This window comes from Kitasatospora sp. NPDC056783, from assembly GCF_042789895.1.
Classification (GTDB): domain Bacteria; phylum Actinomycetota; class Actinomycetes; order Streptomycetales; family Streptomycetaceae; genus Kitasatospora.
Genome location: NZ_JBHUAF010000213.1, coordinates 1 through 14258 on the forward strand (window position 1 = coordinate 1; position 14258 = coordinate 14258).

At 71.8% G+C, this 14258-nt stretch carries 16 protein-coding genes; 12 read left to right on the plus strand and 4 right to left on the minus strand.

Annotated elements, in window-relative coordinates; all coding sequences use genetic code 11:
• Positions 1 to 77: 77 nt before the first annotated feature.
• On the minus strand, positions 78 to 863 hold the full coding sequence (locus ACFRMQ_RS26005; RefSeq protein ID WP_380733049.1) for an SDR family NAD(P)-dependent oxidoreductase: 786 nt from the start codon (positions 861 to 863) through the stop codon (positions 78 to 80).
• A 123-nt stretch (positions 864 to 986) separates the two neighbouring features.
• Between ACFRMQ_RS26005 and ACFRMQ_RS26010 the strand changes: the two genes are divergently transcribed.
• The 5 genes from ACFRMQ_RS26010 to galU all read left to right on the plus strand — a co-directional run bounded on the left by ACFRMQ_RS26010 (position 987) and on the right by galU (position 6282).
• Positions 987 to 1778, plus strand: coding sequence for an SDR family NAD(P)-dependent oxidoreductase (locus ACFRMQ_RS26010; protein ID WP_380733050.1), 792 nt, complete (start codon positions 987 to 989; stop codon positions 1776 to 1778).
• Between the two features lie 258 nt (positions 1779 to 2036).
• Positions 2037 to 3227 carry a non-hydrolyzing UDP-N-acetylglucosamine 2-epimerase gene (gene wecB / locus ACFRMQ_RS26015; protein WP_380733051.1) on the plus strand — a complete coding sequence of 397 codons (1191 nt, stop codon included), beginning with the start codon at positions 2037 to 2039 and terminating at the stop codon, positions 3225 to 3227.
• Between the two features lie 65 nt (positions 3228 to 3292).
• Positions 3293 to 4093, plus strand: a complete 801-nt coding sequence (locus ACFRMQ_RS26020; protein ID WP_380733052.1) for a hypothetical protein — start codon at positions 3293 to 3295, stop codon at positions 4091 to 4093.
• 45 nt (positions 4094 to 4138) lie between these two features.
• Positions 4139 to 5392, plus strand: coding sequence for an FG-GAP repeat domain-containing protein (locus ACFRMQ_RS26025; protein WP_380733053.1), 1254 nt, complete (start codon positions 4139 to 4141; stop codon positions 5390 to 5392).
• Complete coding sequence (gene galU, locus ACFRMQ_RS26030) at positions 5392 to 6282, plus strand: UTP--glucose-1-phosphate uridylyltransferase GalU (protein ID WP_380733054.1); 891 nt, start codon at positions 5392 to 5394, stop codon at positions 6280 to 6282. Before ACFRMQ_RS26025 ends, galU begins: the two co-directional genes overlap by 1 nt.
• Before the next feature lie 943 nt (positions 6283 to 7225).
• On the opposite strand, the gene ACFRMQ_RS26035 is transcribed toward galU, so the two are convergent.
• Complete coding sequence (locus ACFRMQ_RS26035) at positions 7226 to 7771, minus strand: hypothetical protein (RefSeq protein ID WP_380733055.1); 546 nt, start codon at positions 7769 to 7771, stop codon at positions 7226 to 7228.
• 16 nt (positions 7772 to 7787) lie between these two features.
• Positions 7788 to 8339 (minus strand): ATP-binding protein, encoded by a 552-nt coding sequence (locus tag ACFRMQ_RS26040; RefSeq protein ID WP_380733056.1) that lies wholly within the window; start codon positions 8337 to 8339, stop codon positions 7788 to 7790.
• A gap of 377 nt (positions 8340 to 8716) precedes the next feature.
• Here ACFRMQ_RS26040 and ACFRMQ_RS26045 point away from each other — a divergent pair, with 377 nt between their 5' ends.
• From ACFRMQ_RS26045 to ACFRMQ_RS26060, 4 genes are all read left to right on the plus strand, one after another.
• Positions 8717 to 9622: a helix-turn-helix domain-containing protein gene (locus ACFRMQ_RS26045; protein ID WP_380733057.1), complete on the plus strand. Its 906-nt coding sequence runs from the start codon at positions 8717 to 8719 to the stop codon at positions 9620 to 9622.
• Positions 9619 to 9852 (plus strand): DUF397 domain-containing protein, encoded by a 234-nt coding sequence (locus tag ACFRMQ_RS26050; protein WP_380733058.1) that lies wholly within the window; start codon positions 9619 to 9621, stop codon positions 9850 to 9852. The genes ACFRMQ_RS26045 and ACFRMQ_RS26050 overlap by 4 nt, the downstream gene beginning before the upstream one ends.
• A gap of 277 nt (positions 9853 to 10129) precedes the next feature.
• On the plus strand, positions 10130 to 10327 hold the full coding sequence (locus ACFRMQ_RS26055; protein ID WP_380733059.1) for a DUF397 domain-containing protein: 198 nt from the start codon (positions 10130 to 10132) through the stop codon (positions 10325 to 10327).
• A gap of 234 nt (positions 10328 to 10561) precedes the next feature.
• Positions 10562 to 11029 carry an NUDIX hydrolase gene (locus ACFRMQ_RS26060; protein ID WP_380733060.1) on the plus strand — a complete coding sequence of 156 codons (468 nt, stop codon included), beginning with the start codon at positions 10562 to 10564 and terminating at the stop codon, positions 11027 to 11029.
• Positions 11030 to 11221: 192 nt separating this feature from the next.
• Here the strand turns inward: ACFRMQ_RS26060 and ACFRMQ_RS26065 are convergent, their stop codons facing one another.
• Positions 11222 to 11929 (minus strand): GntR family transcriptional regulator, encoded by a 708-nt coding sequence (locus ACFRMQ_RS26065; RefSeq protein WP_380733061.1) that lies wholly within the window; start codon positions 11927 to 11929, stop codon positions 11222 to 11224.
• 225 nt (positions 11930 to 12154) lie between these two features.
• Here ACFRMQ_RS26065 and ACFRMQ_RS26070 point away from each other — a divergent pair, with 225 nt between their 5' ends.
• The 3 genes from ACFRMQ_RS26070 to ACFRMQ_RS26080 all read left to right on the plus strand — a co-directional run bounded on the left by ACFRMQ_RS26070 (position 12155) and on the right by ACFRMQ_RS26080 (position 14158).
• Entirely contained in the window at positions 12155 to 12559 is a 405-nt protein-coding gene (locus tag ACFRMQ_RS26070) for a hypothetical protein (RefSeq protein WP_380733062.1), read from the plus strand.
• Positions 12560 to 12670: 111 nt separating this feature from the next.
• Positions 12671 to 13480, plus strand: a complete 810-nt coding sequence (locus tag ACFRMQ_RS26075; RefSeq protein WP_380733063.1) for a putative hydro-lyase — start codon at positions 12671 to 12673, stop codon at positions 13478 to 13480.
• A 9-nt stretch (positions 13481 to 13489) separates the two neighbouring features.
• Complete coding sequence (locus tag ACFRMQ_RS26080) at positions 13490 to 14158, plus strand: allophanate hydrolase subunit 1 (RefSeq protein ID WP_380733064.1); 669 nt, start codon at positions 13490 to 13492, stop codon at positions 14156 to 14158.
• The last annotated feature ends 100 nt before the right edge of the window (positions 14159 to 14258 follow it).

Consider the following 14258-nt stretch of genomic DNA (forward strand, 5'->3'; position numbering starts at 1 on the left):
GGACCCAGGGGTCCCGCCCTCCCGCTCAGCCCGTACGGTGCGCCGCCCGCGTCACCGCGCGCGGCGCCCCCGCACCGTCACAGCACGCCGCGCAGCACCCCGCCGTCCACCCGCAGCGCCGAGCCCGTGGTCGCGGACGCCTGGTCCGAGCAGAGGTAGACGGCGAGGTTCGCCACCTCCTCCGAGCTCGCCAGGCGGCCGAGCAGGGAGGTCGGGCGCTCCTTCTCGATGAACAGGCGGCTCGCCTCCTCCAGCGAGGAGGCCTCGTCCCCGACCAGCTCCCAGACGAACCTCTCGACGCCCTCGCTCAGCGTCGGCCCCGGCAGGATGCTGTTCACCGTCACACCGCTCCCGGCGACCGCCTCGGCCAGGCCCCGGGCGACGGTCAGCTGGGCGGTCTTGGTCATGCCGTAGTGCACCATCTCCGGCGGCACCTGGACGGCGGACTCGCTGGAGACGAAGACGGTCCGGCCCCATCCGCGCCGCACCATCGCGGGCACGTAGTGGCGCGACAGCCGGATTCCGCTCATCACGTTCACGTCGAAGAACCGCTGCCATTCCTCGTCCTCGATCTCGAAGAGCGGCTGCGGCGCGAAAATTCCCGCGTTGTTCACCAGAATGTCCACCTCTGGGACGGCCTCGGTCAGCACGCGGCAGCCGTCGGCCGTCCCGACGTTCGCCGCGACCGTACGTACCCGAGTCGTGGTGTCGAACTCCACCAGCGCCTTTTCCAGACGCTCCTCCGTACGGCCGTTGAGCACCACCTCCGCGCCGGCCGCGTGGAGCCCCTTGGCGACGGCCAGGCCGATCCCCGCGGTGGACCCGGTAACCAGTGCGATGCGGCCCGAAAGGTCGATGTGCATGGCGGAGAGCCCCTTCTCGTTGGTTGGCGAAATTTGCTGTGCGACTCTAACCCGAGCTGGACACGAACTGGGGTGTTCGGGAAAGACTCGGCTCGCACACCGGAACGTCGGCGGGAGAGCGAAATGGTGCAATACAATCTGGATGGAAAAGTCGTCCTCATCACCGGTGCCGGCGGCGGCATAGGCCTGGCCACGGCCCGCGCCTTCGTCGCCGAGGGCGCGTCGGTGGTGGGCGGCGACCTGGATCCGGAGGCGCTGGAATCCCTGGGGAGCGACCAGGTGCTTCCGGTCCGGGCGGACCTGCGCGACCGGGACGGTGCCGGACACCTCGTCCGGGCGGCGCTGGAGCGCTTCGGCCGCGTCGACGTCCTGCACAACAACGCCGGGGTCGCCGCGGTCAGGCCGGAGGGGTTCCTGGGCGTCGACGACGACGCCTGGCGGGCCAGTCTGGACCTCAACCTGCTCGGCTACGTGCGGATGGCGCGCGCGGTGCTGCCGCACATGCTGGAACGCGGCCACGGGGTCCTGCTCCACACCGCGTCCGAGGCGGCGCGGATGCCGAACCCGAGGCTGCCCGACTACAGCGTCACCAAGGCGGGGATCCTCAGCCTCTCCAAGGCGCTGGCACGGGAGTTCACCCCGCGCGGGGTGCGCTCCAACGTGATCTCGCCGGGCTTCATCCGCACCGCGATCTACGATCGGCCGGGCGGTCTGGCCGACGCGCTGGCCGAGGAGTTCGGCACCGACCGCGAGACGGCGCTGAAGCGGTACGTGGAGCTCAACGGCATTCCCGCGGGGCGGCTCGGGAGCCCGGAGGAGGTCGCCTCGACCGCGGTGTACCTGGCGTCCGACCTGTCGGGCTTCATCTCCGGTGCCGAGATCGTCGTCGACGGCGGTGTCACACCGACCGTCTGACCGCGGCCGGGCCGGTGCGGCGGTGGCCGTGCGGCGTCCCGGGGCGGGGTGGGCCCCGCCCGGAACTCCACACGCCGTGGCGCCGGACCGGGGCGCCACGGTCAAGATCGTCCGGTGGGCGACCGCTCCGGCGCGCGGAGCGGCGAAGTGCCGCACCGGTGTTCCGTACGCGTGCGACAGCGTCGCCGCACGCCGTTTCAGCCGGGGGGAACGGGAACGTGGCCCCTCATGAGCGGAGTTCGAAGGAGCTGTTGAGTCTTGAAACGAGTCACCCTTGTCATGGGCACTCGCCCGGAGGCCATCAAGTTCGCGCCGGTGATCCGGCTGTTGCAGCAGGACCCGCGCTTCGAGCCGATCGTGGTCTCCACGGGCCAGCACCGTGAGATGTTGCACGAGACGCTCACCGCGTTCGGCCTCGGCGTGGACATCGACATGGCCGTCATGCGAGAACGCCAGACCCTGTCCGGCACCACCGCGCGAATACTCGACGGCCTCGACTCCTACGTGCCGCAGCACCGGCCGGACGTCATGCTCGTCCACGGTGACACCGCGACGACGCTGGCCGGCGCCCTCTCCGCCTTCCACCACCGCATCCCCCTGGTGCACGTCGAGGCCGGCCTGCGCAGCGGAAGGCTGTCCTCCCCGTTCCCGGAGGAGGGCAACCGCCGCCTCGTCGCCCGCGTCGCCGACCTGCACCTGGCGCCGACCTGGGGCAACCGCGACAACCTGCTGCGCGAAGGCGTACCCGCGAGCGACATCGTGGTGACCGGGAACACCGTCATCGACGCCCTGCGCTGGGGCGCGGAGTACGCGGCCGACTGGGACCGGCCCGAGCTGGCCGACCTGGGCCAGGAGAGCCGCAAGGTCATCCTCGCCACCGCGCACCGCAGGGACGCCTGGCCCAACCTGCGCGACATCGCCGAGGCCTGGCGGCGGCTCGCCGACCGCGGCGACGTGCGCATCGTCGTCCCGCTGCACCTGAACCCCGCCGTCCGCGAGGCGATCCTGCCCGTCATCAGCGGCCACCCGGACATCACCGTGACCGACCCGCTGCCCTATCTGTCCTTCTGCAAGCTCCTGGACCGCGCCGACATGATCATTTCGGACAGCAGCGGAGCTCAGGAGGAGGGGCCGGCGCTCGGCACCCCGACGTTGGTGCTGGCCGACGTCACCGAGCGGGTGGAGACGATCGAGACCGGCGCGGCCCGCCTCGTCGGCAAGACCACCGCGGGCATCGTGGACGCCGCCGCCACACTCCTCGACGACAGCGCGGCGTACTCGCGGATGGCGCGGGCGGTCAACCCGTACGGCGACGGCCTCGCCGCCCGGCGCACGGTGGACGCGCTGGCCCACCACTTCGGACTCGGCCCGGCCCCGACCCTCTTCGCCCCCGACCTCACGCTGGTCGCGCCGCCCCTCCGGGACGACATGGCCCAGCTCGCCGGCTGACCGCCGCGCACCGCCCGAGACCTCACAGCCGTACGCGCACCCCACACCGCCGACCGAGGAAACCCATGACCCGCACGACATCCGACCGCTCCGAGACCCCGGGCCCGGGCCCGGGCCCGGCCCCGGCCCCGGTCGCCGGGGAACCCACCGACACCGGAGCACCGCTCTCCTTCTCCACCCGCGGTCTGCGCGCCAAGCTCACCGCCCCCGGGACCGAGACCCCGCTCCAGGAGGAGACGCTCGTCGTCAACCTCTCCGCCGAGCCGCTCGACCTGGGCACCGAGCGCCCCTCCCGGGTGGCCCCCCTCCAGTCCGCCGTCCTCGACCGGGTGACGCTGCGCCATCCGGCCCCGCTGCTGCTGCTCACCGGTCTCGGCACCGAGCGCATCGACGGCCTGGGGGCACGGGAGGGCTGGCTGCGCATCGGGAACGACCCGGCGGTGGCGGCCGGCGCGGGCGAGGGCGAACCCTTCCCCGCCGCAACCCCGCTGTGGCGCTCCCCCATCGCGCAGTTGGGCACCGTGACCCTGCCGGCGCACCTGCTCGGCGCGCCCAGCGCGGCCCGCACTCCCGTGCCCCTGAAGCTCCAGGCGAACCTCTGGTACGCACCCGCCGGCACCGACTGCCACATCCACCGCAGGCACGACTTCCTGGAAGTGCACACCCAGGTCGCGGGGCGCGGACGGATGCAGAAGTTCCACGCGCAGGACGCGCGGACCCGCTACCAGGACGTGGCCCTGGAACCGGGCAGCACCCACGCCCCGTTCTGCGGCTACGACGCGACCGGCGCGTGGAGCTATCCGTGGCACCGCTACTGGGCGGAATCCGACTGCGTCTGGCTGGCCCTCGAATACCACCCCTGCTGAACGGCAGGGCTTCCGACATCCCACCGGCACCTGGAGTTTGACGCCATGACGAACACCTCAGACGGTTCCTCCGTGCGCATCCCCCGCTTCGGCGCCGAGGTCGTCACCGACCAGCTCAGGGACGGCTACTGGCTGGAGGCGACCGACCTCGACGGCGACGGCCGCACCGACCTGTTCGGCTACGGGCTGCGCCTGGGCGAGATCTACTGGTACCGCAACGACGGCAGCTGGGAACGCCGGCTGGTCGCCGACGGCATCCACATGCCCGTCGGCGCCGACTTCGCGGACATCAGCGGCAACGGCGTGGCCGACATCATCGTCTGCCACGAGCTCTACGGGCCGATCGGCACCATCGTCGACCCCGACCCCCAGGGCGGGAAGATCAGCTGGCTGGAGAACCCCGGACAGCCCGACAAGGACCCCTCGCGCTGGACCCGCCGCTACGTGGGCCGGGCGACCGGCATGCACCGGCTGCGGGCCGGGTACTTCACGCAGCGCGAGCGCCTGGAGATCATCGGCCTGCCGATCGTCGCGGTCGAGGACGTCCACGCGGTCCTGCCCGTCGTCATGTTCACCCAGCCCGACGACGTGCACACCGCCGACGAGTGGCCGATGACCGTCATCGACGACCGCAACTTCCGCATGATCCACGGCGCGGAGAAGAAGGCGGGACTCATCCCCGGCAGCGACCTCGACAGCCTGCTGCTCGCCTCCGACGAGGGGGTCACCCGGCTGTACTGGGACGAGGAACGGGCCCAGTGGCAGCGGGAGTCGTTCGGCACCGGCGAGCGCGGCCAGTTCGAGCGCACCGGGTTCCGCGGCAGCGGCGACCTGAACGCCGGCCGCCTCGGGGACGACCCGCTGGCGTACGTCGCCGCCGTCGAGCCCTTCCACGGCAACACCGTCGCCGTCTACACCAAGCAGCCGGAGGCGGACGGAACCACCACCTGGACCCGCAGCATCCTCGACGTCTTCGGCGACCCCAACGAGAACGGCGAGGGCCCCGGGCACCAGATCGTCTGCGCCGACTTCGACGGCGACGGTGACGACGAGTTCCTCGTGGCGCTGCGCGGCCCCTGGCCCTGGCAGGGCGTCTTCTACTACAAGGCCGTCGACGGGCGGGCCGGGGTGTGGAGCAAGTGGCGGGTCGCCGACGAGTCCGTGGCCCGGATCGCCCTCGGTGACTTCGAGGGCCGGGGCCGGATCGACTTCGCCACCATCTCGTACGCCGTCGACAACTACTACGTGGCCAAGGACGCCAAGATCGTCCTGCACCGCAACGAGATCGGGGAGAGCTGATGGCACCTCGCGTGCGCAAGGCCGTGATCCCCGCCGCGGGGCTCGGCACCCGCTTCCTGCCCGCCACCAAGGCGACGCCCAAGGAGATGCTGCCGGTCGTCGACAAGCCCGCCATCCAGTACGTCGTCGAGGAGGCCGCCTCGGCGGGCCTGGGCGACGTCCTGGTGGTGACGGGCCGCAGCAAACGGGCCCTCGAGGACCACTTCGACCGCAACCACGAACTCGTGACCACGCTCCGCCGCAAGGGCGACGACCGGCGCCTGGCCTCCGTGACCGCGCCCGACGCCCTGGCGAACATGCACTACGTCCGCCAGGGCGACCCGCTGGGGCTCGGGCACGCCATCCTGTGCGCGGCCGACCACGTCGGCTCCGAACCCTTCGCGGTGCTGCTCGGCGACGACCTCATCGACCCGCGCGACCCGCTGCTGACCACCATGCTCGACGTGCAGGAGCGGTACGGCGGCAGCGTGGTGGCCCTGATGGAGGTGGCCGAGGAGGACATCGGCCTCTACGGATGCGCGTCCGTGTCGTCGGGGGCGGGCGACGTCCGCCGGATCGTGGACCTGGTGGAGAAGCCCGAGCCGGGCACCGCCCCGTCGAACCTCGCGGTGATCGGGCGCTACGTCCTGGCTCCGGAGATCTTCGACGTGCTGAGGGCCACCGGGGCCGGACGCGGCGGGGAGATCCAACTCACCGACGCCCTGAGGACGCTGGCCCGCGGCGAGGCGGACGGCGGCCCCGTGCACGGAGTCGTGTTCAACGGCCGCCGCTACGACACCGGGGACCGCGGCTCCTACCTCCAGGCAGTCGTGCGGCTCGCCTGCGAGCGGGACGACCTGGGGCCCGACTTCCAGGAGTGGCTGCGCAAGTTCGTGGCGACCGAACTGTGAGGAACGGGATGTGAGAGGTGGCGGGGCGGCCGCGGGGACGGGTACGGGGCCCTGCTTCGCGACCGTGGCGGAACGGTACCGGCCCCGGTGCCGGGATGCCCCGGCTGACGCGGCTCCTGCCGGGTTCGGGTGAGGAGGCGGCCCACGCCGGTGCGCCGCCCGGTGGGCCGCCTCTCCACCATCCGACGAGCGCGGCCGCGTCCACCTCGGCACCGCGACCGTGGCAGCCCTCGTCGTCCGGCCGCGCGCGCGGTCGCCCGGACAGCTCCTGGCGGCGCGGGAAGGTCCCGCCGTCGATGACCCAGAAGCCGGCCGGGACCTCGCCGCACTCGACGACTTCGGAGTGCGTCCGGGGGTTGGTCCGGTTCCAGCCGACCCGGCGCTGGTGCTGCCCGTCAGGCGGGTGGAAGGTGAGGCCGGCCTCGGGGTGCCGGCCCTCCTCGAAGAGGTACGGCTCTCCCCCGAACGGGGTGATCAGGATCTGCGAGATGGGCCCGGTCACGGTGATGGCGCCATTCGCGTCGACGGTCAGGCAGTCGACGTCGAACTCGGCCCGGGTGGTGCCCGCCCCCTCGAACACGTGCTGCACCACGACGCGCCCTCGGCTGCGGCCGTCGGCCGTACGGGCGCTGACCTGCGCGGTGAGCCGCTCGCCCGGGTTGGGGCCCGGGCCGTGCCCGTTGAGCAGGGTCCAGCCGTGGAGCGCGAGGTGCCGGGTCGGCACGGGGGTGGCCGGCGCGGGCGCGGCCGCGGCGGTGCCGGCCACCCCGGCCACGAGGGCGGAGCCGCTTGCTCGTTGCCCGACCCGCGCTCCCGGCCACGGCCGAGGACTGCCCGGCCGGCGCTCGCCCTCGGCGGCGGCGCACACCGCGATCCGCGGCACCTTCGCCCTCCGACAGGCCCTCTGCGCCCGGCGCGACGGCGGCACGGAGGAGCCGACCGGCTACCGCTGAGCGCGGCTGCGGCAGTGGGTGAGGGCGTAGCCGATGCGGGGGTCGGGGTTGGTGCCGGCGAGGAGTTCGCCGGCGGTGACGAGGGAGGACCAGTAGAGGGCGGGACTTCCGGTGCGGGGCAGGGGGCGGGCGGCGGCCAGGGAGAGGTAGGCGGCGGTGAGGTTGCCGGTGGTGAACCAGCGGGTGAGGCCGTGCTGGTGGCCTGGCCGGATACCGCCCATGGCGTCCACGGCGGTCTGGAAGTGGGCGACGACGACGCGCTCGGTGGGGGTGAGCTCCCTGGGGACGTCGAAGACGCCGAGGGCTTCGAGGAGTTCACCGGTGTCGGACTCGGAGTCGGGGCGCGGGTCGGCGAGCAGGGCGTCGTAGCAGTCGTCCAGTCGGCGGCTGATGTCGGCCTGCGGGATGTCGAGGGCCAGGCAGACGGCCCGCGCGCAGGGCAGCGGCCGGTGACCGAGGCGGGCGAGGAGCGCGTAGGTGGCGGCGGGGGTGGCGCCGTGCGAGAGGGTACGCCGGGCGAGGGTGGCGAGCTGCATGAGTGGGGTTCGGCTTTCAGGCGGTGGCGAGGACAGGGGTCGGGTCGGGCGCGACAAGAACCCAGACGAACTTACCGATGCCACCGGGACGCGGGGAGCAACCCCGGCGTTCGGCCGACTCGTTGACGAGAAACAGGCCACGCCCGCCCTCGTCGTCCGCAGAGGCGGTACGGAGGACGGGGAGGCCGCTCCCCGCGTCGTGGACTTCCAGCCGGAGGCGGGAGCGGACGCGCGCGAAGCGGATCTCGACGCGCCGGTCGTCGGGCGCGCCGGAGTACCGGACGGCATTGGCGAAGAGTTCGCAGAGAAGGAGTTCGGCGGTCTCGGCGAAGCGCTCGCCGGCGGGCAGCCCGGACAGGTACGCGCGGAGCATGTACCGGGCCAGGGGCGCGGATTCGACACAGGAGTCGAGCCGCGCGACGAACATGCGGGGGCGACGGGATGTGGCCATGGTGATGTGCCTCAAGGGGGTGTGCTGGGGCTGGTCAGCCGATCGGGGGGCCTCGTAGAAGGCGAAGGCCTGGTGGGCGAACCGCCGGACGGAGAATCCGGCGCTGATGCAGGTCACGCTCGACTCTTCTCCAGGTGAGGCTGGTTGAAGGTCAAGGAGAACGGCGGCCCTCACCGAAGCGGGGCGCGGGCTCCCCGGTCGCGGCTATGCGCAGGGCCGGCCGGAGAGATTGGCGTGGTGCCGACGCAGCGCCCGGAGCCGAGGCAGGGCGCAGTGGCTCATGCATGGGAAACCCCCGGCGAGCACGGCAATAGAACAGACTACCGAGAGTGCAAAGCCTGCAACTCCCAGTGAGCATGTTGCTACAGTCTCGCACTCGGGGCGGAAATGCAACACGTGCCGCCACCGTCAATTGACGGCTATGGCAACTGGCGCCTTCCCCTCGCAGACGGCAGACTTGACGAGGCATCAGTGACAGCTGATAGGGGTGAGACATGGACGAAGCGGTCACAAGCGAAGAGCAGGACGAGCGCCCCTCCGGCGTCCCGTTCCTTCGGCATCTCCTCGGCGGCCGGCTCCGCCGGATCCGCGAACGCAACAAGCTCACCCGTGAACAGCTCGGCGACGCCCTCGGCCTGTCGGCGGCGATCGTCCGCCGACTGGAGACCGGCCAGAACATCATCAAGGTCCACGATGTGAACTCGTGGGTCGCACAGTTCAGCCTGGACCAGGCCACCGCCGACTCGCTCAGAGCGATGGCCAAGCAGAGCAAGGAGCACGGCTGGTGGTCGGCGCTCGACGTCAACCCCTCACTCGGCGCCCTCGTCGAAGCCGAGAAGCTCGCCAGGCTCGTCAAGAACTGGGAGCCGAGCATCATCCCGGGCCTGCTGCAGACCGCGGACTACACGGAGGCTGTCATCGCCAGCGCCCGGTTCCGGTGGAAGGACGAAAATCCGAGGCCGTTCGACAAGGCTGTCGAGCGCGTCGAGCGACGCAAGCAGGTACTTTTCGGGGAAGGTTCACCGAAGGCCTGGTTCATTCTCGGCGAGGCTGCGCTTCGGATGTGCGTCGGTGACGCCGACCTGATGCGCGCCCAAGTCGCGCACCTGATCGAGGTCTGCGCGTTGGACAACATCACGATCCAGGTCCTCACTGAAGGATCCGGATACCACGTGGGAACAACCGGGCCGTTCGCCATCTACCTGTTCAGCGACCTGCCAGGTGACGGCGTGGCCTACGTCGAGCAGGACCTGACGTTCAAGGACCAACCAGCAAAACTCGCCCGCCATAACCGTCAGTTCGAGCTGCTTATGTCCCAAGCACTTGACCCGCAGGCAACGCGGTCATACTTGCAGGAAACCCTGACGAACAGTACGAGTTGGGGACAACTGAAAGGATGACCATGCACGACGGCACCACCCTCGACCAGGGCGGCTACAGCTGGGTCAAGTCCAGCTACAGCAGCAGCGAAATCGGCAACTGCGTCGAGGTCGGCCGGACTCCGGCCGGCACCGTCCCGGTGCGCGACACCAAGCAGCACCGGCTCGGCCCGGTCCTGGAGTTCACCCCTGTTGCCTTCCAGAACTTCCTCGACGCCGTCAAGGCGGGCGAGTTCCCGATCCAGCCGTAATGGGTGAATAGCGGGTGGGTGGGCCCCGGCGATTCAGCCGCCAGGCCCCCCACCCTCTTGCATACCACCTGGCCGCGACACTGAACGCAAGTAGCCTCACAACAAATTCGGAAAGCCCACCTCAAATCGTCAACTGACGCATGGTCGGCTGACACTCCGGGCTTGGGCCGACGCGCGGCGGGCAGAGGAGCCCGGGAGCGCGATCGACTCCAGGTCAACGCGCTCAGCCAGCCGGACAGTTTGGCCAAGATCCGGGCGGCACGGAAGGAGCTGGACCATGCATGACCCAACGGGCGCCAAGTGGCGCAAGAGCACCTACAGCAACGGCGGGGGCGGTTGCATCGAGGTAGATGACGCACACCCGGGCAGGGTCCGTGACTCCAAGGACCCTCACGGCCCGGCGCTGGTCTTCCCGCCCTCGGCCTGGAACTCGTTCGTCATCGCCGTCCGCAGCGGCGAGTTCGGCGACGTCTGATCCGCCGTCCCGAACCGCAGGCCCGGGCCGTTCGCTGGTCCGGGACTGCGGCCTGTCCGGGAGCCCACCACACGCGTGAGAGAGTCGGAGTGGGTGCCGGAAGCCGAAGTGGTGCGGCGGCTGACGAACGGCGAGGTCGCTGACGGACCTTCGCATGCCGCCCTGTCCTACTATCTGGGCCCGTACCGACTTGCTCAGCGTTCCTGACCGGCCCGGCAGTGGAGGTGGCAGATCATGGCCAGGCGTGACTACGTGGACGACCCCAACGCCCCCGAGGCGAACTCGCTGGTCCCGGCCGCGTCCGTCGTCGTGGTCGACGACGCGGGCCGCGTCCTGCTCCAGCGCCGCACCGACAACGGGATGTGGGCCCTGCCCGGCGGAAAGATGGACATCGGCGAATCCCTCGCCGGGTGCGGAATCCGCGAAACCCGCGAGGAGACCGGCATCGAGGTCGAGATCACCGGGATCGTCGGCACCTACACCGACCCCGGCCACGTCTTCGCCTACGACGACGGGGAGGTCCGCCAGGAGTTCTCCATCTGCCTCCTCGCACGCCCGCTCGGCGGCCGGCTACAGGTCTCCGAGGAGTCCCACGCGGTGGCGTGGTTCGCCCCGGCCGAGACGGACGGGCTGGCGATGCTGCCGAGCATCCGCAAGCGACTGGCCGACTGGCGCTCCGGGAAGATCCCCGTCGTGAGCTGATCCCCACTGGCTTGCCGAAAGGGGTGTTACTGGTGGATTTGAAAGCCGCGATCCACTTCCGGCTCACCCCGCAACCCCGGGGGCCGTCCTCTGTACAGGAAGTCGACTCCGCCGACTTCCTGTACAGAGGACGGCCTGCGCGGGCACCACGCCTCCGGTCGGGGAGTTCACCAATGGCGTGCGCGCCGGGCGTCACCGGGTCGCGGTGTAGCGCTCCACCAGGTCGCGCTCGGCGGCCTTCAGGTAGGAGGTCATCTCGTTGGCCGCCTTGGCGAACGCCCCCGCGTCGATCAGTTCGAGGATCTTCCTGTTGCGTGCGGCGTAGGTGGCGTGGAACTCGCGCAGATCCGACATCGCGTAGAAGACGAGCCGCAGTTCGGCCAGGACCCGGTTCATCAGCTCGTCCAGGCGGCGGCTGCCGGCCAGCGCCGTGAGCGCCAGGTGGAACCGCAGGTTGGCGGTGCCCAGGACCATCCAGTCGGCTGCCAGCCCGGCCGCCTCGGCTTCCTCGACGGCCGCCCGGACCTGGCCGAGGCTGACGGACCGGCCCTTCAGGTCCCTGATGACGGCCGGCTGCACCACCTGGCGCAGCCGGTACAGGTCGACCACGTCGGCCACGCTCAGCCGGCGGACGAACACGCCCTGGCCGTGCCGGTGTTCGACGATCCCTTCGTGCACCAGCAGGCGGAACGCCTCGCGCAGGGTGTTGCGGGAGACCTTCAGCCCCTTGCTGATCGTCTCCTCGGACATCCTGTTCTCGGGCCGGTGCTTGCCCTCGGCGATCCGCCTGCGCAGGATCGCCGCGACGTGTTCGGCCTTGCTGCTCCAGCCCGCCTGGGCGAGTTCCTCGGCCCAGTCCTCGGTCCCACTGCCCGCTGCGCGGTCCTCTTCGGTGTTCACGGTGCCCCTCCCGGCTCGTCATGCGTGCCCCACCTTCGTACCACCCATGCCCACGGGTCGTCAGGTCAATCGAAGCACAATGCAGTTGTTCAACAATCCCCCCAGGGGATCGTCCCATTTTCGACAAGTGGATCGGGGGCCCTCGGCGCCTTGCGGGCCGGTCCGGGCGGATGTCACTGTCGGTGTCGAAAGGGCGTTCACCACAGCGCAGTTGGGGGAAAAACCATGCCGCGACCGTCACAGCGTTTCCCGGGCCGGACCCGCACCCGCAGGACTTCGCGTACCCACCGGTGCGACCGCTCGCCGGTCGCGGCCGCGCTGTCCGCGGCGGTGCTCGACGCCGGGCTGGACCTCCATCCCCTCCTGCGGCTGGCCGTCGCCGTGAGCGCCGTGGTGCTCACCCTCGGAGGCCGGCTGGTCGTGACGGGCCCCCTGTCGCTGTTCGCCGGACGCTACCGCGCCGCCGGCAGCGGCGGCCTGAGCCTGTCGGTCAGCCGCGGGCAGGGGCCGGCCCGCCACCTGGCGGTCGGGGTGCGGCTCGGCGAGCGCGGATTCGGCATGGCCGCGGCTCTCGGGCCCCTGTCGCCGATGACCACCCTGGCCACCCTGCTCGGCACCGCTGCCCGCTGACCCGCCCGCGCCGACCCGTCCCCCGACGCCCCCGACGCCCCCTCCAGCGGCATCCCCCTGCCGCGAGAACCCCGACGACAACGACGACAACGACGACGAAGGAGACCTTCGATGACCGAGAACCACGCCACCCTCGACCCCGCCCGCGCCCGCGAACTGTTCCGGGCCGGCACCGCGGTGCCCACCGCCGGATGGTGCCTGGGCCGCACCCAGGCCAACATGATCAGCGTGCCCGAGGACTGGGCCGAGGACGTCGCCCTCTTCGCCGAACTCAACCCCGCCCCCTGCCCCGTCCTCGAACAGACCGCCCCCGGCGCCCGCACCAGCGCCCTGGCCCCCGGCGCGGACCTGGCCACCGACCTGCCCCTCTACCGGGTGTGGCACGACGGCGAGTGGCAGGAGCACCAGGACGTCTCCGCCCACTGGCGCGAGGACCTCGTCACCTTCCTCATCGGCTGCTCGTTCACGTTCGAAAGCAGCCTGCTGGAGGCCGGCATCCCGCTGCGCCACGTCGCCGAGGGCCGCAACGTCGCGATGTACCGCACGAGCAAGGCGTGCGCCCCCGCCGGACGGCTGCACGGCCCGATGGTGGTCTCCATGCGCCCCGTCCCCCGGGAGCTGGTCGCCGACGCGCGGGCGATCACCGCCCGGATGCCCGCCGTGCACGGGGCCCCCGTGGCCGTCGGCGAGCCCGGGGACCGCGCCAACGCCGAACTCGGCATCCCCGACCTGGGGCGGCCCGACTTCGGCGACCCGGCCGTGATCGGCCCCGACGACGTGCCGCTGTTCTGGGCCTGCGGTGTCACCCCGCAGTCGGCCCTGATGGCCTCGCGCCCGCCCTTCGCGATCACCCACGCGCCGGGCCACATGTTCGTGACCGACCGGTACGACCGCGACTACCTGGTCGCCGAGGAGAGCTGACCCGCCCTCATGGACATCCTCCGCTACGGCAGCCGGGCCCTGCTCGTCGAGGTCCGCGACCTCGACGAGGCGGCCCGGCTGCACACCGCGCTGCGGCGCGACCCCCTGCCCGGGGTGCTGGAACTCGTCCCGGCCGCCCGCACCGTCCTGCTGCGCTACGACCCCCGGACCACCGGCCCGGACCGCCTCACCACCGCCCTGCGCGCCGTCGACCTGCGCACCGCCGCCACCGCGGCCACCGCGGCCCCCTCCGGTTCCGGGAGCGTCGAGATCCCGGTCCGCTACGACGGCGCGGACCTGGCCGAGGTGGCCGAGCTCTGCGGCCTGACGGTCACCCAGGTGATCGCCCGGCACTGCGCCGCCACCTACCGCGTGGCGTTCTGCGGGTTCGCCCCCGGATTCGCCTACCTGACCGGCACCGATCCCGCGCTGCGGCTGCCGCGCCGCGCCGTCCCGCGCACCCGGGTGCCCGCGGGCGCGGTCGCCGTCGCCGACGAGTTCACCGGCGTCTACCCCCGCGAGTCCCCCGGCGGCTGGCACCTGCTCGGCACCACCGGCACGTCCCTGTGGAACCCCCAGGCCGACCCCCCGACACCGCTCACCCCCGGCACGGCCGTCCGCTTCACACCCGCCGGCCCGCCCCGCCCACCGCACGCGCCGCGCCCGCCGCACCCCTGAGGCTGGCGGGCCCGCCGAATCCGCCCCGCCCCCGGAGCGGGCTGCTCGGGGGGGGGGGCGGCCACACCGGCCACCACCACCCGCCCACCACCCACCACCC